17 protein-coding genes and 1 tRNA gene are annotated in these 18,300 nt (G+C 46.0%); 8 read left to right on the plus strand and 10 right to left on the minus strand.

Annotated features, from left to right (window positions below):
• Together tnpB and ACI0FR_RS08985 are read right to left on the minus strand one after the other, a co-directional pair.
• Positions 1 to 549, minus strand: a 549-nt coding sequence (tnpB, locus tag ACI0FR_RS08980; RefSeq protein WP_461667939.1) for an IS66 family insertion sequence element accessory protein TnpB, incomplete at its 3' end; no start/stop codon positions are given.
• Positions 550 to 1,291: 742 nt separating this feature from the next.
• The gene (locus tag ACI0FR_RS08985; protein WP_404906082.1) at positions 1,292 to 1,624 is read right to left on the minus strand and encodes a hypothetical protein; all 333 of its coding nucleotides are present in this window, start codon (positions 1,622 to 1,624) and stop codon (positions 1,292 to 1,294) included.
• Positions 1,625 to 1,756: 132 nt separating this feature from the next.
• Here ACI0FR_RS08985 and ACI0FR_RS08990 point away from each other — a divergent pair, with 132 nt between their 5' ends.
• From ACI0FR_RS08990 to ACI0FR_RS09000, 3 genes are all read left to right on the plus strand, one after another.
• The gene (locus tag ACI0FR_RS08990) at positions 1,757 to 2,143 is read left to right on the plus strand and encodes a hypothetical protein (RefSeq protein WP_404906081.1); all 387 of its coding nucleotides are present in this window, start codon (positions 1,757 to 1,759) and stop codon (positions 2,141 to 2,143) included.
• Positions 2,144 to 2,222: 79 nt separating this feature from the next.
• A complete protein-coding gene (locus ACI0FR_RS08995; protein WP_404906080.1) occupies positions 2,223 to 2,615 on the plus strand; it encodes a hypothetical protein in 393 nt (130 codons plus the stop codon).
• A 120-nt stretch (positions 2,616 to 2,735) separates the two neighbouring features.
• On the plus strand, positions 2,736 to 3,284 hold the full coding sequence (locus tag ACI0FR_RS09000) for a hypothetical protein (RefSeq protein WP_404906079.1): 549 nt from the start codon (positions 2,736 to 2,738) through the stop codon (positions 3,282 to 3,284).
• A gap of 324 nt (positions 3,285 to 3,608) precedes the next feature.
• Here the strand turns inward: ACI0FR_RS09000 and ACI0FR_RS09005 are convergent, their stop codons facing one another.
• From ACI0FR_RS09005 to ACI0FR_RS09015, 3 genes are all read right to left on the minus strand, one after another.
• Complete coding sequence (locus ACI0FR_RS09005; protein ID WP_404906078.1) at positions 3,609 to 5,594, minus strand: hypothetical protein; 1,986 nt, start codon at positions 5,592 to 5,594, stop codon at positions 3,609 to 3,611.
• A 185-nt stretch (positions 5,595 to 5,779) separates the two neighbouring features.
• Positions 5,780 to 7,525: a DUF6538 domain-containing protein gene (locus tag ACI0FR_RS09010; RefSeq protein WP_404906077.1), complete on the minus strand. Its 1,746-nt coding sequence runs from the start codon at positions 7,523 to 7,525 to the stop codon at positions 5,780 to 5,782.
• A 90-nt stretch (positions 7,526 to 7,615) separates the two neighbouring features.
• Positions 7,616 to 7,692, minus strand: a tRNA-Met gene (locus tag ACI0FR_RS09015).
• A gap of 190 nt (positions 7,693 to 7,882) precedes the next feature.
• Between ACI0FR_RS09015 and ACI0FR_RS09020 the strand changes: the two genes are divergently transcribed.
• Positions 7,883 to 8,839 carry a Gfo/Idh/MocA family protein gene (locus ACI0FR_RS09020; RefSeq protein ID WP_374831662.1) on the plus strand — a complete coding sequence of 319 codons (957 nt, stop codon included), beginning with the start codon at positions 7,883 to 7,885 and terminating at the stop codon, positions 8,837 to 8,839.
• A gap of 221 nt (positions 8,840 to 9,060) precedes the next feature.
• Positions 9,061 to 10,179: a DegT/DnrJ/EryC1/StrS family aminotransferase gene (locus ACI0FR_RS09025; protein ID WP_374831664.1), complete on the plus strand. Its 1,119-nt coding sequence runs from the start codon at positions 9,061 to 9,063 to the stop codon at positions 10,177 to 10,179.
• A gap of 45 nt (positions 10,180 to 10,224) precedes the next feature.
• Here the strand turns inward: ACI0FR_RS09025 and ACI0FR_RS09030 are convergent, their stop codons facing one another.
• The 3 genes from ACI0FR_RS09030 to ACI0FR_RS09040 all read right to left on the minus strand — a co-directional run bounded on the left by ACI0FR_RS09030 (position 10,225) and on the right by ACI0FR_RS09040 (position 13,003).
• Positions 10,225 to 11,307 (minus strand): AbrB family transcriptional regulator, encoded by a 1,083-nt coding sequence (locus ACI0FR_RS09030; protein WP_404906076.1) that lies wholly within the window; start codon positions 11,305 to 11,307, stop codon positions 10,225 to 10,227.
• 89 nt (positions 11,308 to 11,396) lie between these two features.
• Positions 11,397 to 12,323, minus strand: a complete 927-nt coding sequence (locus ACI0FR_RS09035) for a coiled-coil domain-containing protein (RefSeq protein ID WP_374831668.1) — start codon at positions 12,321 to 12,323, stop codon at positions 11,397 to 11,399.
• 149 nt (positions 12,324 to 12,472) lie between these two features.
• Entirely contained in the window at positions 12,473 to 13,003 is a 531-nt protein-coding gene (locus ACI0FR_RS09040; protein ID WP_374831857.1) for a DUF1134 domain-containing protein, read from the minus strand.
• A gap of 416 nt (positions 13,004 to 13,419) precedes the next feature.
• On the opposite strand from ACI0FR_RS09040, the gene chpT reads away from it, so the two are divergent.
• Complete coding sequence (chpT, locus tag ACI0FR_RS09045) at positions 13,420 to 14,061, plus strand: histidine phosphotransferase ChpT (protein WP_404906075.1); 642 nt, start codon at positions 13,420 to 13,422, stop codon at positions 14,059 to 14,061.
• Between the two features lie 177 nt (positions 14,062 to 14,238).
• On the opposite strand, the gene ctrA is transcribed toward chpT, so the two are convergent.
• Complete coding sequence (gene ctrA, locus ACI0FR_RS09050) at positions 14,239 to 14,937, minus strand: response regulator transcription factor CtrA (protein WP_374831672.1); 699 nt, start codon at positions 14,935 to 14,937, stop codon at positions 14,239 to 14,241.
• 459 nt (positions 14,938 to 15,396) lie between these two features.
• Here ctrA and ACI0FR_RS09055 point away from each other — a divergent pair, with 459 nt between their 5' ends.
• Entirely contained in the window at positions 15,397 to 15,786 is a 390-nt protein-coding gene (locus ACI0FR_RS09055) for a flagellar export protein FliJ (RefSeq protein ID WP_374831674.1), read from the plus strand.
• 571 nt (positions 15,787 to 16,357) lie between these two features.
• Here ACI0FR_RS09055 and sciP read toward each other — a convergent pair.
• Positions 16,358 to 16,633: a CtrA inhibitor SciP gene (sciP, locus tag ACI0FR_RS09060; protein WP_184219152.1), complete on the minus strand. Its 276-nt coding sequence runs from the start codon at positions 16,631 to 16,633 to the stop codon at positions 16,358 to 16,360.
• Positions 16,634 to 17,063: 430 nt separating this feature from the next.
• Between sciP and mnmA the strand changes: the two genes are divergently transcribed.
• Entirely contained in the window at positions 17,064 to 18,260 is a 1,197-nt protein-coding gene (gene mnmA, locus ACI0FR_RS09065) for a tRNA 2-thiouridine(34) synthase MnmA (RefSeq protein WP_374831676.1), read from the plus strand.
• Positions 18,261 to 18,300: the final 40 nt, after the last annotated feature.

The following is an 18,300-nucleotide window of genomic DNA, read 5'->3' on the forward strand; positions in this document are numbered from 1 at the left end:
GTTCAACGCTATTACCCCGTTCTTGATGGCAGGCCAGATAAAGGTTGTAGCCTCTAACCGCTTGTAAGCCATCACCAGACCAGTACCGTCCCAATATAAAAGCTTCAATCTGTCCGCCCGACGCGAGCGAAAGACAAAGACTGTGCCCGTAAACGGATCCTTGCGCAGCACTGATGACACAATTGCAGTCAGGCCATCATGCCCTTTCCTGAAATCTACAGGCTGCGTCGAGACCAGAACCCGCACGCGGTTCGACGGAAATATCATGAGCGCGACCCGATCGCCCACACGATCTCGGCAATGCGCACAGCCCCCGTACGAAAGTGCTTTTTCAAGAAAAGCAATAATGCTTACCCCTTCATATAGCGGTGTCAGCTCTAACAAAGTTTGTCTGGCAACAGCTCTGGCTTGGGCAGGGTTGCTGGCGGTTTGTATAGCAACGTATAAATTTGAATATCGTGTAGTGATAAATACGCCACGTGACCAATACCGTCTTGGCAGTGGTGTGGTGTAAAAGGTGATATCGCCGATTGGGGCTTGATATAACATAGGTTCTCCTGTTCCGGCAGCAAGTGCACACCAGATTGCAAGCTCTTTTGTAGCGGCGGCTACTTGAGCGGTTGTTGAATGACGAGCAGCGTCAGCCGATGATGTCTGCAAACACCGGAAGCGACTGCCAGTTTTATAATTTACATGAGGGAGTTCGTTCGGTTTATGACGTCACGAACGCATTTGGAGCGGAAATTATTTCCGTTTCAGTCCTGTAAAAACTGCTGAGCAGATCACAGGAGCTTCCATTCTAAAATAGGTATCGTTATAGTTGGCCATAGCCCGTATTCCTTTTATGCGAAGGTTTCAGGTCAGGCTCCGTTATGGTGTTGGCGCACCTAGCGGAGCCGTTTTTATGTTCTGTGATTGAACATGCATAAACTATGACAGGACCGGCGAAACCCGGGAAGGCCCTCATATGAAATACCTGTGGGCACATTTGAAAATAGTTTTTGGCAGCAGGATTTTTGAAGCTCGGCATCCATAAAATTAAGCGACATTAAACAGCGTTTTTCGTCTTAGCCTACAGATAAAAATAGAAAAAATCTGCCGCCAGCGTTTTCAGAAATCACTTCTCTAAAACTCTAGAATTGCGATTCATCCGCAAACGCCGTGCTATGGAGTAACGGGGGGAAGACAAAATTGAGCACAAACGATGTTTGCCAAAGCACTTAAGAATGGCTGCCATCATTATCAGAGGGAACCCCTCAATTTATTCATAGATATCGTAACGAAGGCAAACTCACTTGATTGGGGTATCGTCTTCCTTCAAATGAAGCTTTCTAAAAAACTGCCAATCTGATTTCGTGTATTTTTCAATGAGGGCATCTAAAACAGCATAACTCGCAGCTTTATCAAAACCCTGAGATTTCAGTCTGCGAACGATCATATCGCAATAGCCCTCGAGCAAGTGCATTTGATTGGTCTTATAAGATCTCATGATGAACATATGCAGCAAGACGCGGGCAATATCATCCCGCGATGGTTTTCGGTCTCGTTTATGGCGCTCACGCACCCTTTGCTGACGTTCACGTTGTTTGCGTAAGCGCTCCGCCTCTTGCTTTCTGATTGTCATAATTTAAGTCTCACGGATTTATATCAATAGCGTGAGCTCAAAAAACTGTCGGCGCAATCATTATTTCTCTTTCGCAAACGCCGTTTGTTTTTGAATCAGAATTCTAGAATTCAGAAACGGTAATCCAGAAATTTGAATCGAATTATTGCAAATTTTTCTGAATTGAAATGCATTGCAGGAAATTTGAAGTGCTATGAGGCTAACTCACATCGGATTGCGGGCAAGGCAACTTGCTGTCCCGGCAACCTGAAAGAATGCAAAAATAAAGAAATCCTCTTTCCTTCAGGTGTTCCTATTGGCTTCGACAAACGGCGTTTGATCGAAGGTTATAAAACAATGCAGTGTACGGGTGTTGGAAGTCACGACTTCACTGAAGTCGTGGGCTGGATTAAGTCATTTTGGCAATCGTTACTGATAAGGTTGGATGTCTGCCATTCTAGCGGCAATGGCAGCACAAAACCGCTCGTTTTTGAGCGAAATTTTTGGATTTCAAAAGTCATGAAAATAATAACTATATGAATTCATTGATAAATATGATATAATGAGATTGGGCGAGGTTCGCCCGATATTTTGTAAGATTTTAATTTAGGATTTTAAAATGGTAATTATGAAGACAAGAAATACAAAATCAAAAACTCAAGATCGTGGGTTTGAATATGAAGCTTCTGGACTGGATAAAGAGCAAATCGAAAGCTTAAAAAAGTGCCATGAACATATTGTCGGGCTTGGCCGACGCTCTACTGAGCAAGCTTTTGATTTAGGCGCGCATCTCGCAAAAGCACATGAACTCATTCCGGATCGGACATTTGGTAAATGGGTTAAGGCCTGCTGCGGCTTCACGGATCGTACTGCGCGTAACTATGTTGCTGTTCATAGGAAGCTTGGTAGTCACCGAGATAAACTCGTCGAACTTGGCGCAGCTTCGACAGCTCTATTCGAACTTACCAAAGCGGATGACAGCCAAGTTACTGAGATTTTATTGCATGCTTAGGAAACTGGGAGGCTTCAGGTTAAAGATATCAGGAAGATAACGCAGGTCGGAAAAAACGAGCCAGTCAAAACGATTACTGATCCCTTTAAAATAGGTGGTATTGAAGGACTGAGCCAGCTGATGGCTATCAAAATTCGCGATGGGCTTAAATCTTTCGAAAAACATGTGGCTGATATTATTCGAATCATTGAAGCGGAGTTACAACAGAAAGCGCAAGGCAAGCGTATTTTAAAAGAACAGGTTTTTGATGAAATCAAAATGCTTGCTCGTTTTGCATGCGCCGAACTTTGCAATCTTGCGCTGCCAGTCGCACCTAATCCTGCAGTTCTGGTTCGGATCGAACAAGCCACTTCGTTCCCTCGATATTCGGATTGGGAAAAGGTTCGCATTATGCTCGAGAAACTCAGCATAAAAGAACATTGGCCTGCAGCGACCGCATTGCCGGACTGGTTTACGCAAGAAATACTACCCACTTTACAATGGTCGATTTCCAAAACTATACCTGCATCCCTAGAACCGATGCAGGCACCAACAAAGCCAAGTGTCGCAACTGTAAAACCGTTAGTAAAGCACACTTCACCGCGTCGCAGTGAAATTGATGATTTAGGTGCTGCACTGGATAATGCTTTTATGATGTCAGCCAAGGCAGCGGAGCAACGCGTGATTTAACTTAGGCTGACTGTTTGAAATACTTCACCATGATAGTGGCAAGATGCTTTGAGGCATCTTGCCATTTTTATTGATGGAGGGTCTTGTCGATTGGTATCATGAACCTTACTGGGGGGCTGCCAGAGGCTGAAGCCCTTAGTAGAGCATTGGTATCATGGATGCCTTAATCACATCAAAAGCCCGACCATCAGCGAATGTAGCTGCCTGAGATGCGACACTAAAAGGGGGGGGCTTACTAATCTTTCATTATTAAATTAGATTCCCATGGCCAATTGTCTCATCAAGCGGCTCTTCACGTGTAACGTATAAATACGTTACAGGTTTTTAGGGCTCTTTCTTCTCAATTGATGGCAGCAGGTTTAGTTTTTGGTACTGAAGATGGTCAGTAATGACCGGATAGACCGCCAGTGCTTCCTGCATTAACTTAAGATTGGCTGCATTTGAATAACGCATTTGCCCCTCGGTTCCACCAAGGTGCCCGGTTATGTCCTCAATCGTTGAGAGCTGAACGCCATTCTGCTTGAGAGTATCCGTAAAACCGTGCCGCAAAGCATGTATGGTACGATCCCATAACTCGCCTTTGAAACCGTTTTTAGTATCAAGCAGCGGCATGAAGCTTTTATAAAAGCGGTCACCAGTATCGGTTAGTTTTCCTAGCACATGTAACTCGGGGAACAATTCAACATATCCAAGCTCCTTGATGCGATGAACATAATCGACAAAACCAAGCCTCAGGATTTCTATTGGTATTGGCAGCACACGATCCGACTGCTCATTTTTAATAGAACGAAACTGATTTTCACGTATGTGTATCGCCCACACGCCATCGATATTCAGTACATCATCGACAGAAAGACCTGTGATCTCAGCGCGGCGTGCGCCGAGGTAAGTCAAAAACATCGGTACATAAAATAGGGATGAGTGAAATACTTGATCGCCAGTCACCCGCCATTGTTTGGGTAGTGGACCGGAGCATCCTGTAAAGAGTGGTATTTTAAAAATTGGTCTGATCCGCTCAGGATCAGGCTTTTGGGTTAATCCACGAGCTTTGGATGCACTTATCTTTTTAGGCATTAGCCCATCAAGGTTTAAGGGCTGCATTGTATAGCCTGAAGCGCTCAGGTGGCCCAAGAAATGTTTGAGATTACCAAGGTGGCGGCGAATGGTGGGGACAGCCAGGCCAATTTTAGGTGGTTCTTGTTTCAGCTGAATGGCGCGTTCGCGAACACTCGCCGTTTCTTCACGTAACCGTGCGGTTGTCATAGCGCTCAAACGTCTGCTGCGGCCATAACCCGGCAGGATCTGATTAAAGTGCTGCCTTAGTGCTGCAAGATGTACTTGTTCTATTTCTGAGCTGCTCTTAATCCCATGCTCGGCCAGGATGCCAGTGAAGATACGGATAATAACGCGTACGTCTTCTGCCGTATCAGCTTGCCAAGTTGATTTATTGTTCTCAATGAGTAGCTCGCACTCCTTCATAAAATTTTTGAGAGGAACTGCTTTAACTTTTGTGACAGATGGTGCTGGTAACGGGGCCGTAGGTACCGTTGGTTCTGGGATTTCAATTGGTGTGTCTAGCGCTACCTCAATGGGCTCTTCTATAGGTTGCGGCGCAACCGCGGGAGGCGCAACCTGCTGAGCCGATGCGGGGTAATCAAATACGTATCGACCTTCGGTATTCAGTAAGACATCAGCACGGGCACGGAAATATTCAGCCTTGGCTTTCTCTGCGTTGAGAATACCAGCAGTGATACCGTGCTCTTGCATAAGAGTTTCGATTTCAGCTTTGAATGCTGGCGTTTCCGCAGCGTGCTTTTCGCCGTGATATGTTGTGATAATGTTGGTATGTAACTCTTGCGGAACTGCAGATTGCTTGAGGTAACTACGCCCTATGCACTTAGGGTGCTGAAATAGTGTCTGACGCGTGCCAAATTTCTCCAGTAGACGATAAGCCCAGCCCACCTCCATGTCAGCTGTCATATTATCTAGGTTCTGAAAGCCGCTAGCAGTACGCTGCCCAGCAAATTGTAAATTTTCCATATGCTCATTCATCCGTATAATTTCGGATTGAAAGAGTTTTTCTAGCACTTCTTTATTAATCATAGTGCTTTCAGGTTTTAGGCTGATTTCATGTAGCAACAGATTCAATTTACGAACCATATAGCCAGCCCGATGATGATCAGATTGTTTTAAGCTGAAAGCAAGATGCTGAACATCAATTGATGACCGCATTCGCACGGGGATTCGCGCCCGCCAATAGAATATATTCCCGCGTCTTTGAAGATTTTGCACTTCATGTCTAATTGCCATGAACCAACTCGCCAATTGGAGCAAAACACAGCAGAAGAATCATCTGAATGTGTCATAGCTCTGTGTCACAGTTTCGTGCACATTTGCGTTGGCCATTTGGAAAAGGGATTCTCAGCCGAAAATTTCCCAATTAAAATCAATAAGTTACTGATTTGGCTTGAAAAATTGGCTGGGGAACCTGGAGTTTAAGTGTTTTGAAATATAAGTTTTTTTGTATAGAAATAATATGTACTCCATGCATTCTTGATGTTTTTTGCTGCAAGTAATTTAGTGGTCATAAAATCGACTTCAGGGGAGGCAGCTTGAGTTATTTCAGCCAGATCCCGTGTTGTAAGGCGATGCTTGGAGCCATAACCAGCGGGGATATCCTTCTTAGTTGAGTGTCCCATCACCATCATACGTCCTTTGTGGCTGATACTGGTCGTGTCCAGCAAGTCAGCAAACCAATGACGCGAGGAATAGGCGGTGACGTCTGCACGCTCGATACCTATCTTACCTTTTAGATATTGCCAGCTTTTAGTAATCGGCTGTCCCCATCGTAGCTCACCATTCGGCTTTGGGTATGGTTCCCATTCAGGGAAAAGTGCGTCGCATTCAATACTTTTCAATTCATCTCTGCGCTCGAGTAGACCTAGTTCAATAACTAGGGGATGCAGCGGGATAGCTCGTTCAGCACTAACAGTTTTGAATTTACGAAGCTCATCTATCGCAACCCGCCCTTTGCTTGGGTCGAACGCACGTAAATCAATGTAATAAACCCCATTGCGCTCCTTGATGTCATCATTATGGATTTGTCCGATTTCTCCGATGCGCAATCCGTGAAGAAGTAAAAGAATGTAACCCCAGTAGATGTGGGATTGAATAAAGTATGAGCCTGGTTTCCAGATTCTTTTAGGGGTTTCACATCCATTGAATAGTGGCTGCGAAAATATTTTAACGATCTCATCAAATTCGAATGAGTCTCGTGGTAGTGAAACAAGATTTTTACGGCTAATTGTTCTAAAGACGGGCTTCGTGTGGGTGTAGTATCCAGACTGAATGAGCCAACCAAAAAACTTAGATAATGAATTATGGTATCCATTACGGATACGGGCTTCTGTAAGCCGTTTTAAGGCATCCCAGCCATTAGTTTGAGCATATAAGTATCTGGTATAAAGTGAGGTGCAGTGTTCTCTTGGAATTTTGAGCCTGTCAGGAATGTTCGGCATCATCTCATCAAGAGTCTTTATTTTATCCTTATCAAAACCATTCACTGGCATATCACCGAAGTGGTCAATTAGAAATCTAATGATGAGCTCATCATTACGAAGCCCATCTGCATTGGCACCTGCTTGCTTTTTGTCCTTCAGATACTGGTCTAGTGCCTGCTCAAAACTAATTTCAATGGTAGGTAATGAACTTGGTGCAGTTACGAGTGTGGGCGGGGTCAATGGCTGAATAATGCCTGCTGAGATAGCATTTTGCATATCAGAGCGACCACGCTCGTAGCTGATCATTTTTTCATAGTTATGTTTTTTCGTTTCGGCTTCAACATTCTGTTGCACAAAAATATTGAACAGCTGGCGTAATTCAGTTTGGTGTTCAATGAACCCTAATTCTTTCGCTTGCGCACGGCGCATCATATTCTTCAAGAGCTCTTCATAATTTTTACGGGCGAAAAGCCTTTCATCTGAAAGAGGAGGTTGGTCCTTCAGGTAGTTACGTAGCTCTATTATGTTTTTAGAAAATAAAGAGGGGTAATCCAGAGCGTCGGTCATACGTAAAATCCACAGCATCGATTCACTGAGTCGCAACCGAGCAATTTTATAGTCACTGGTTTGTAAGGATTTTCTATAAAGGCATGTACCAGTAAGGGAAGCAAGTAGTTTGGGCAATCTCAATTGAATCGAATAGCGTCCATCACGTCTTGTCAAATATGAGGGGCGTGCCATGTTATCTCCGCGTACATTTGCGTGAGATGTATCACAGTCTTCTGAACCTCTGAGGCTCTGTAACTGATTGATTTTTCATGTGAAATATAGTGGTAGCGGAGGACGGATTCGAACCGCCGACACAAGGATTATGATTCCTCTGCTCTAACCTACTGAGCTACTCCGCCATGCCTTGTTCAAGAACTTTCAAGTGGTCACCTTTGGGTGAAGTACCTACCAAGATGTTGTTCTTGCAAGGAATATGCGGGGTAATAAGTGGGGAATGACGCTCTGTCAAGCACTCTTATTGCATCAAAGGCTTGTTTTCCATAATTTGCACCGATACACGGTAATTATTCAGATTAAAGGCAGCAAAATATGGCACCGCGTATCGCAGTTTTGGGTTGTGGCTATTGGGGCAGCAACCATATTCGTACACTTAAGGGCTTGGGCGCGCTTCAGGCCGTTGCTGATGCCGATCATGCACGGGCAGAGCGAATCGCGCACGAGCATGGCGTAGAGGCCGTGGCTGTGGATGATTTATTCACCCGCACCGACATTGACGGCATCGTGATGGCGCTTCCGGCGCAGTTGCATGCACAAATGGCTATGCGCGCTATTGAAAATGGCAAAGATGTGCTGGTTGAAAAGCCGATCGCTTTGACGGTGGAAGATGCTGAAGCAGAAGTGAAGCTTGCTAAAGACAATGGCCGTATCTTTATGGTCGGGCATGTGTTGCGTTTCCATCCGGCGTTTGAAAAACTGATGGAACTGGTAAAGTCCGGTGAATTGGGCGAGTTGCGCTATATTCACTCGCACCGCGTCGGTCTTGGAAAATTCCACAATGAAAATGATGCTTTGTGGGATCTCGCACCGCATGACCTTTCCATGATTTTGGCGCTCACCGGTTGTGAGCCGAGCGAAGTGCATGGTGAAGGCACCGCAACACTGGATCATTTGAGCGATTTTGCCCATCTGCACTTTAAATTCCCGAATGGCATTCGCGGACATTTGTTTGCCTCGCGTTTGACCCCATATCGCGAGCGTCGTTTGTCGGTGGTTGGCAGCAAAGCTATGGCCGTCTTTGATGATATGGAGCCATTTGAGCGCAAACTGGCCCTTTATAATCATAAGGTCTGGCGCAATAATAATGCGTGGGAATTTTCGATGGCCGAACCTGACTATGTAAAATACAAAGAAGGAATGCCTCTGACGCGCGAGCTGGAGCATTTTATTCATTGTATTGAAACACGGGAAAACCCGCGCACTGACGGCGAAGAAGCCATCAGCGTTCTGCGTATTTTAACTGCTGGCACTGTTAAGCACAGCAGTTAATCAACAGAACGAATTAAAAATTAGGCACCGTCAGTCCTCCCAACTGGCGGTGCTGTGCCAAAATGTTGCAGCCTTTAACAAAGTTTAAAGTCTGTTTCATAAAAGCACGAAAGTTTGAACAGGTAAGGCATGGTAGCAGAGCTACCGACCTCTTACATATGGAATATGATTCGCAGTTAAGTACTGCGGATATTTGAAAACACGGTCTTTATGGAGCCATTATGCAATTCATTGATCTTGCTGCGCAACGCGCGCGTATCGAAGACCGGATAAACAGTGCTGTTGCCAAGGTGATCACGGAAGGCCGCTATATTTTGGGCCCTGAAGTTGCTGAATTTGAAAAGCAGCTTGGTGAATATTTAGGCGTTGAACATGTGATTGCCTGCGCCAACGGTACAGATGCACTGCAGATGCCTTTGATGGCACGTGGTATCGGCCCGGGCGACGCTGTATTTTGTCCGGCCTTTACTTTTGCGGCCACTGCTGAAGTTGTAGCACTGGTTGGTGCGACGCCGGTTTTCATTGATGTTGATCCGGATTCATACAATATCAATCTCGATCATCTGGAAGATGCAATTGCGATGATCCGCCAGGAAGGCCGTTTGCAGCCAAAGGCTGTTATTCCGGTCGATCTCTTCGGCCTGCCAGCTGATTATTCACGATTGATGACGATTGCCGAGCGTGAGGAACTGTTCATCATTGAAGATGCGGCACAGTCCATCGGCGGTAAAGCCAACAATGTCATGTGTGGTGCATTTGGCCATGTGGGCGCAACCAGCTTCTATCCGGCCAAGCCTTTGGGCTGCTACGGTGACGGTGGTGCAATGTTCACCAATGACGCTGAACTGGCTGAAACGCTTCGTTCAGTCTTGTTTCATGGCAAAGGCGAGACCCAGTATGACAATGTCCGTGTCGGTCTGAATTCACGTCTGGATACGATTCAGGCGGCAATTTTGATTGAAAAACTGGCCATCCTCGAAGACGAAATGGAAAAACGCCAAATCGTTGCCAAGCGTTACAATGAAGGCTTGAAGGATGTGGTGAAGGTTCCGGTCACGCCGAATGGTTTCCGCTCTGCATGGGCACAATATTCGATCGAAGCTGAAAAGCGTGATGATCTGCGCGCAAAGCTTGGCGAAGAGGGTATCCCTTCCGTTATTTATTACGTCAAACCTTTGCATTTGCAGGATGCTTACAAGCATAATCCTGTTGCGCCAGCAGGTTTGAAGGTTTCTGAAGAGCTTCCTTCACGTATTTTGAGCTTGCCAATGCATGCTTATCTGTCTGAAGAAGATCAGGACAAGATTATTCAGACGATCCGTGGTTTCTACGGCCGTTAAGATTTTCTGTTGTGAATGAAAAACCGGGCTTTAAGCCCGGTTTTTTTATGTGGTTTTTTCTGAGCGTTTATTGATGAGCTGGGAGATGATTTTGGCCAGCCAAGGCCCGATCAGCAGCACGACAAAAAACCGTGATGTCTGCATCGCCATGATGAAGGCAATATCTACATTGCTGGATGCCGCGATAATGGCGATTGTATCGGCCCCGCCGGGGCTGGTCGCAAGATAGGCTGTGAGCAGGTCAATGCCGGTCATATAACTTAAAAATGCGCCATAGAGACCGCATATGACAATCAGTGACATAATGGCCAGCAAGATTGAGGGGAATACCTTCAAAGCATAGACGAGAATGGCGCGGGTAAAGCTTAAACCAATACGCCAGCCTACCAGTAGATAGGCGATGACCAACAACCAAGGCGGCAGCACAATGGTGAGCCAACCGATTTCTTGCAGGGCAATGCCGCCAAACAGCGGCAGCATCAGGGGAGCAGAGGGCGCTCTGATAAATTTACCGATGGTGACTGAGATAAAAACAAAAAGCAGCGTTGCGCCCAAATTGTGCCAGTCAATTGGTGGAAACCAGTCAACGCTTACCGCAGCTTCAGCAGAAAGATCCATGAAACTATGGGTTACAAGGGATGCTGCACCAGCGACAAGGGCGACGCGCAAATATTGCATCAATGCGACAATGCGCGGATCAGCACCATAATCGGCAGAAAGTAAAATGAGTGCAGAAGCGGCTCCGGGCGATGAGCCCCAAATCGCGGTTGTGGGATTGAGAATGTCTAACTTGCCGAGCAGATAGCCAAGGCAGGTGCTGGCAACAAGAACAAACAATACCGAAAAGATGAAGAGCGGCAGATTGAGCACCATCGAGCGAAAGAAAGCTTCATTGATGCTAAGCGCAATCAAACAACCAATCAGACCTTGCGCCCAGTAAAACGGTGTTTGCGGAACCTTTACTGTGCCTTCATGAGTGGCGATGATGATTGCCGCAATCATTGAGCCAAGCAGAAATCCCGCCGGCAGATTGAAATATTCCAAAACAGTGATGATAAGCACAGACAAGCCGATCATCAGCGCCCACTGCATGATGATTGGTTTTCCACTCAAAGATAAGAGAGGCATTGCTTGCTCCGACTGCTGACTCAAGCAGCATGGCATAAAATGCATTTGATTATTGGTGGCCAATCAGCGTGATGACCACTCAATTAGCATTATCGACTGCCGGAAAGCGAGTCAATGCGCTTGGCAAGGCTGCTTTTTTTACGTGATTTTGACTTGCGGCCAGCATTGGCATTGGCAAGAGCAGAGACGGCTGCTTCTTTGGCTAAAATAGCAGGGATGGGTGACTGTTCGCCTTCTTGTTCTACCGATGAAAGCACCATTTCCGCAGCGATCTCCTGAATTTCTTCACGGATTTTTTCTTCTTCAACGCTTGGTTCTTTAGAATTCCGGCTTAGTTTTTCTTCAGCATCGGACAAAAGCGTGATGAGACGGGCAAGGCGTTGCTCCAATTGGACATTTTTTTGTTTTTCATTGTTCAGCGCTGTCTGGGTGGCTGTGATTTCAGCCTTGAGTTTGTTCTCGCGCATATCAAAATCCTTGTGTGACCGTCTGAGCTCTGCGATTTGACTATGCAGATTATCATTATTTGTTTCTTTAGCCGCCAGCTCCAGTCTGGTAACATTGCCAAGTTCTTTTAATTCGGCATGAAGCTGATGCAGCTCTGCATAATTTTGCTTGAGTTCAGCTAATTCACGCTGCTGTTCTTGCATGGCTATGCCAAGATTTTCGAGCTCGCCTTCAAGATGGGCTTTATTCTCGGTCAACGATGCAATGGTGTTTTCCAACTCAGGTATTTGTTTGAGTTCTTGGTGATTTTTACCGATGGTAATATTTAGCTCGGCCCGTGTGGCCTCTGAACGTTTGATACGCATTTCAAGTCCGGCAATTTCGGCTGCATAACGGGCGCGCAGGCCATCGGTTCGGGCATTTATCTCTTCCAGTGTCAGCGGGAGCGAGGTTTCAACATCTTTGCGGGCGCGTTTATATGCGCGTTTGAAAAGGGCAGGTGCAATGAATATGCCGATAAATACCGCGCATAAAAAACCAAGAATGAAGAAAAGCGCAGTTTCAATCACAGCTTAACTTTCCAATTGGCAAAACCAATGGCGCTTGCATATTGCTTAAAGCCATCGCCATAATCTTAATGGAAGCCTTATAAGAGGGCTAGTTGATTTATATTGGGGCTGAAAAGGGATTTCAGCCCCACATTATTTTCAAAGTGTTTTTAGAACGGGTTCCATGTTGGTGAATTTGTCAATTTCAGATAACCGATATTGACACCAAGACGGGCACCAACGCCTGTACGTACCGGCACCAGCAGAATATTGCCGCGCTTGACGACATTGAAGCCGACGCCGGCAATGACATAGGCAGAGCCTGAAACACCGGCGTAGCGTCCGTAAAGGCTCTGAATGTCATCCAGATTATAAACCAGCATCATGACGCGTGATCCCTGACCGCCAAAGTCCCACCCGAGCGATGGTCCTTGCCAGAAGGTTTTGTGATCACCTGCATTTTTGGTGAATAAAGTACCCTCACCATAGGTCAGGCCGCCGATAAATGCGCCGGAACCTTCCTCACCCAGAATATAGCCGTTGGGAAGGCCATAGCTTTGGAAGATTTTTTCAATTGCCGATGCAATACCGCCGCTGGTGGAGCCGAAGAAACGATGGCCTGAATCAACGATTTCTGCGGCAGTATAAGTGTTGTTCGCATATGCGTTTTGGGCTGAGGCAAAAATCAATGCCAGCAGCATGAAAGTGATTGTCTTGAAGCGCGCGAGGCGCCCCGACAGGGGAAAGTTGGCCATATTGGGTTCCTTCTGGCTACTCGCATCTCTGTCTGACATACGACCCTGTTAATTTTATAAGCGACGCGGCTCTTTGGCTGCGAGCAGAATCATCGCCATGATAAAAGCGAATCATTTGCTAAATGGTTACAAAATAAAATTGTTGCCAAAGTAGCTGAAAAAAATGGCAGAAACCGGTTTTCGTAAAGATATGCAAACTTCTTGTTTGTAAGAATAGCTACAAACCGTGTTGGTTCAGCGGCTCTATTGTCGCTTACAATGCAGAACTGTATCGATAGTTTCAACAGGTGATTCGTTTCATCGCATCCGCTTGGTCAGCATTTCACTTATGCTGCTGAAAAATTAGATTCCGGAGATCAATTATGTCACTGCCCGTCGTTATTTCAGCTCTCGATCTTGGTGCATTATTATGCAGCCGCATCTGCCATGACATTATTTCACCCGTTGGCGCGATTAATAATGGTCTGGAATTGCTTGAAGAGGGCGGCGCTGACGAAGATGCAATGGAACTGATCAAGGCCAGTGCTCGCAATGCGTCTGCCAGATTGCAATTTGCACGTATTGCTTTTGGTGCAGCCGGATCAGCAAGTGTTCAGATCGACACTGGTGACGCTCATAGCGTAACGCGTGAATATTTTAAAAATGAAAAAGCGGAACTTTCATGGGAAGGTGCCCGTGTTTTATTGCCTAAAAATAAGGTGAAGCTGCTGCTCAACCTTATTTTGGTGGCCAATTCCGCCATCCCGCGCGGTGGTAACCTTGATGTCGTGCTGGAAAATGGTGATGTTAATCCGGCTTTTAAAATTACGGTCAAAGGCCGTATGCTGCGTGTCGCGCCTAAATTTCAGGAACTTTATTCAGGCATTGTTCCGGAAGACCCAATTGATGCGCATGCGGTTCAGCCGTATTATACTCTGCTTTTGGCACAAGAAACCAATATGGAAATCTCTGTTGACGTCCGCGAAGAAGAAATTGTCTTCTTGGCAGCTGAAAAATCCGCTTGATTGCGCATAGTTTTGCACGACTTTTAAACGCTTGATCGTATTTCAAAACGCGACTTCGATTATTAGATTGAGGTCGCGTTTTTATGTTTGACCTTGAAACACATTCTTTTTATTTGGATTCATCGCAAGAAAAAACCCGCTAAAAGCGGGTTTTTATCAAGTTCGGAGCTTTGAAACTTAAGCGCTTTCACGCATTTCTTCATCCGGTTCACGTAATACATAGCCACGACCCCAAACGGTTTCGATAAAGCTCTGATTGCCGGAAACAGCATCCAGTTTTTTGCGCAATTTGCAGATGAAGACGTCGATAATCTTCAATTCCGGCTCATCCATACCGCCATAAAGATGGTTGAGGAACATTTCTTTGGTCAAGGTTGTGCCCTTACGCAGAGAAAGAAGCTCCAGCATCTGATATTCTTTACCGGTCAGGTGGACGCGCTGGCCTGCAACTTCAACAGTTTTAGCATCCAGGTTAACCACAAGTTCACCGGTGGTGATGACAGATTGGGCGTGACCTTTCGAGCGACGAACGATTGCATGAATACGTGCAATCAGCTCATCTTTATGAAAAGGCTTGGTCATGTAATCGTCTGCGCCGAAGCCAAGGCCACGAACCTTGTCTTCAATACCAGCCATACCTGACAGGATCAGGATAGGTGTTTTAACTTTGGACAGACGTAATGTACGCAATACTTCATAACCGGACATATCCGGCAAATTCAAATCAAGCAGAATAATATCGTAATCGTAAAGCTTACCCAGATCGATGCCTTCTTCACCCAAATCGGTGGTATAGACATTAAAACTCTCTGATTTAAGCATCAATTCAATGCTCTGTGCAATTGCACTGTCGTCTTCAATCAATAGGACGCGCATTTCAAAATCCCCTTTCCGCAGCTGACCAGTTTTGTCCTTCAAAGCAGCACACGGAACTGTCGTTGCCTTATTGTGAAGGTGCCAGCAAATGGTTAACAAAATATGTTTCCCTTTGGCAAGCATATTTATTTGTCATTGAAAGAAATATCGTATCCGATTGAATCCAAAGCATAACTATCCTTCAGTGATTGTTCGCAAATCACTTTAAGAAATTATGCTAAGTGACTCATTGGACTCTATCTTTTTGACCGTTGCCAAAAAATCACATCATATTTACCGAGCCTTAATTCCTAACGCTTATGATTAAGGAAGCTCGTAAAGGAATGGTTACCAAAAGTAAAAAATCTTAACTTATTTTTTGTAATTGGGACTGTTTACAGAGTTCAAGTGTTTAAGTGTGTTGTGTGGGGTCACCCTGATGAAGGTTTTTGCAGGGCTGGTTTTCAAGGAGTATTGCGTATGAAACCACGTGAAAGTCTGGTTAGGCTGAAGCTTTTTCAAGTTAAGGAAAAGCGTCGTCAGCTCGGACAGCTTGATCTCATGATGGGTGAGTTTGAACGCATGGCCAGTGAGCTGGAAGCGCAAATCATCTCGGAAGAGAAAAAAGCCGGCATTACGGATTTAACACATTTTGCCTATCCGACATTTGCCAAAGCTGCCCGCCAGCGCCGTGATAATCTGATGGTGTCGATCCGCGATCTGCATGTGCAAAAAGAAGCCGCTGAAGCCGATTTGGTTGTTGCGGAAGCTGACCTTGCCAAGGCAGAAGCTCTGGAAGAGCGTGACGGTAAAGTCTTGCGTGATATGGATGAACGCCCTGCATTTGACCGGCGTGCGATGATTGGCTGATTTGATCGAATGACGGTTTAAAAATTCAGGGGTGGGAAGTTTAGACCGTAATTTGCTCTAAAACGAATCAATGGAAAATGCCGGATCTTTTTCCGGCATTTAAATTCTGGAACCCAAAATTTGCAACTTGTGGCTGTCTCTGGTCTTAGCTGTTTTGGTGCTTGTTTGACGCCTGTTAATTCTTTGCACGCGCCATGTTTTTTTAAAAATCAATTCTAAACGAGCCGGAGGCAGATAATGCGCTGCGGTTAAAATGATTCGCTTGATATATTTTCTGATAAACTGAATTTATCTAGCATTGCAACTTGAGTGCAGGCGTGGATTGACGTGTGGCTTGCTAAACGGATCACCGACGTGACGTTTTGTTTATGCCAACCCGTCAGGATTGAAAATTATCTGCCAGCATATTCGGTGGCATTATTTATATTTATAATCTGAGAATTAAGTTTTAAAAAAAGATAAAGCCGGCACGAAGCCGGCTTTATAGGTGTTGAGCTGTTCAGGCGCAGTTTTTCAACCGCCACGTGACCAGAGGGCCAGTTAAAATAACTGCCCGAAATCATGCTACAGCCTAGTGGCGGTATTGCTGAATTCGGGTTGTCCGCAAACCGGCGAGACCATGCTCGTCGATTGAAGACTGCCAGGACAGAAACTCCTCGACCGTCAAAGTGTAGCGTTGGCATGCCTCGTCAAGGGAAAGGAGACCACCGCGCACTGCGGCGACAACCTCTGCCTTACGACGTATAACCCAACGCCGCGTGTTGGCGGGCGGGAGATCGGCAATGGTCAGCGGGCTGCCATCAGGGCCGATCACATATTTAATTCGTGGTCTTACCAGATCGGTCATTGTACTCTCTACACAATTCACTCAAGGACCTAATCAAGACTCACTTTAGACACACAGCTTTAAAAAAGAGCTAAGCACCTGGTAACGCCTTGGTAACGAATTGAAAAATTGATGTGAAAAGGCCGGAATTCAGGGCTTTTAGCAGGTGTTTTTTAATTTTATTTTTCGCCACAATTCGCGTTTTGGCACTGGATGCGGGGGAAGTGTTAATATAAACACCCTGAATGTTAATCATTGCCCATGGTGAAGCGATGTTATGAGCGTCACAACTGGCGAACAGATTCTCATATAAAGTTGATTGTTATCTGCGAGTTTTCTGGTGCAAAGAGAGAGTAGGGCTTGGCAAAATGCCGCACTATGACCTATATAGGCATTAATTAATCGAAATTGCTGGAAACGAGGGCAGTGCGCTCTAGGACTGGATTCCAAAATGATGTTGAATAGCTTGGACCTGCCGGGAAGACCGGAAGATACACGAATAGTCGTTGCCATGTCTGGCGGTGTTGATTCGTCTGTAGTGGCCGGCATTCTTAAACGAGAGAATTATGATGTTATTGGTGTGACATTGCAGCTCTATGATCATGGAGCAGCTGTGCACCGTGCCGGCTCTTGCTGTGCCGGTCAGGATATTGAAGATGCGCGCCGGGTTTGCGAAACTCTTGGCATTCCGCATTATGTTCTTGATTATGAAAAACGTTTTCGCGACGCGGTTATCAATCCATTTGCGGATTCTTATATCGCGGGTGAAACGCCTATTCCATGTGTTACGTGTAACCAAACCGTAAAATTTGCCGATCTGTTGCAGACAGCGCGTGATTTGGGGGCGGCAGCTTTAGCAACCGGCCATTATATCCGCAGCCGTACCAATGGTGAGCACCGCTCACTTTTCCGTCCGGTCGATACGGATCGTGACCAGAGCTATTTCCTGTTTGCAACGACCCAGGAACAGCTTGATTATTTACGTTTTCCTTTAGGTGGTATGCCTAAATCTGAGGTGCGTAAGATTGCCGAAGAGCTGGAGCTGACCGTTGCGCAAAAACAGGACAGTCAGGATATTTGTTTTGTGCCGCAGGGTAAATATTCCGATATTGTTTCGCGCCTGAATCCGGCTGCTGCAAGCCCGGGCGCAATCGTCCATATTGATGGCCGTATTATCGGCCAGCATGAAGGCATTGTACATTATACGGTTGGTCAGCGCCGCGGTATCGGTGTTGCAACGGGTGATCCATTATATGTGGTGCATCTGGATGCGGCACGCTCGCGCGTGATTGTAGGCCCACGTGAAGCACTGGAAACCCATAAAGTTTTCTTGCGCGATGTGAATTGGCTCGGCGATCAGGCAATTGATGCACTGCCGGAAGAGGGCGTATCGGTATTTGCCAAAGTGCGCTCCACCCGTGCGCCGCGTCCGGCTGTCTTGTACAGCAAGGACGGTGAAGTGTGGGTTGAGCTGATTGATGGTGAAAGCGGCATTGCACCGGGACAGGCTTGCGTGCTTTATTCTGATGACAGCAACACTGCGCGCGTCTTTGGCGGCGGTTTTATCGAGCGATCGGAACGTGAACCGGAAGCAGAAGCAATGTTACGCCGTCTGGTCAGTGGTGAAACGGTTGTAACTGCTGCTTAACAGCTGACGTGATTAATCAAAAAAAAGCCGTCATTGCGAT

The organism is Paenochrobactrum sp. BZR 201-1 (assembly GCF_044987585.2).
GTDB classification, from domain to species: Bacteria; Pseudomonadota; Alphaproteobacteria; order Rhizobiales; family Rhizobiaceae; genus Paenochrobactrum; species Paenochrobactrum pullorum.

Excerpts from the sequence above, each read along its gene's own strand:
- ACI0FR_RS09030 (WP_404906076.1), bottom strand. The coding sequence starts at position 11,307 with ATGCCTCTCTTATCTTTGAGTGGAAAACCAATCATCATGCAGTGGGCG.
- ACI0FR_RS09005 (WP_404906078.1), bottom strand. The coding sequence starts at position 5,594 with ATGGCAATTAGACATGAAGTGCAAAATCTTCAAAGACGCGGGAATATA.
- ACI0FR_RS08995 (WP_404906080.1), top strand. The coding sequence starts at position 2,223 with ATGGTAATTATGAAGACAAGAAATACAAAATCAAAAACTCAAGATCGT.
- ctrA (WP_374831672.1), bottom strand. The coding sequence starts at position 14,937 with ATGCGCGTCCTATTGATTGAAGACGACAGTGCAATTGCACAGAGCATT.
- ACI0FR_RS09000 (WP_404906079.1), top strand. The coding sequence starts at position 2,736 with ATGGCTATCAAAATTCGCGATGGGCTTAAATCTTTCGAAAAACATGTG.
- ACI0FR_RS09040 (WP_374831857.1), bottom strand. The coding sequence starts at position 13,003 with ATGCTGCTGGCATTGATTTTTGCCTCAGCCCAAAACGCATATGCGAAC.
- sciP (WP_184219152.1), bottom strand. The coding sequence starts at position 16,633 with ATGACCGATCTGGTAAGACCACGAATTAAATATGTGATCGGCCCTGAT.
- mnmA (WP_374831676.1), top strand. The coding sequence starts at position 17,064 with ATGATGTTGAATAGCTTGGACCTGCCGGGAAGACCGGAAGATACACGA.
- ACI0FR_RS09055 (WP_374831674.1), top strand. The coding sequence starts at position 15,397 with ATGAAACCACGTGAAAGTCTGGTTAGGCTGAAGCTTTTTCAAGTTAAG.
- chpT (WP_404906075.1), top strand. The coding sequence starts at position 13,420 with ATGTCACTGCCCGTCGTTATTTCAGCTCTCGATCTTGGTGCATTATTA.
- ACI0FR_RS09025 (WP_374831664.1), top strand. The coding sequence starts at position 9,061 with ATGCAATTCATTGATCTTGCTGCGCAACGCGCGCGTATCGAAGACCGG.
- ACI0FR_RS08985 (WP_404906082.1), bottom strand. The coding sequence starts at position 1,624 with ATGACAATCAGAAAGCAAGAGGCGGAGCGCTTACGCAAACAACGTGAA.
- ACI0FR_RS09010 (WP_404906077.1), bottom strand. The coding sequence starts at position 7,525 with ATGGCACGCCCCTCATATTTGACAAGACGTGATGGACGCTATTCGATT.
- ACI0FR_RS09020 (WP_374831662.1), top strand. The coding sequence starts at position 7,883 with ATGGCACCGCGTATCGCAGTTTTGGGTTGTGGCTATTGGGGCAGCAAC.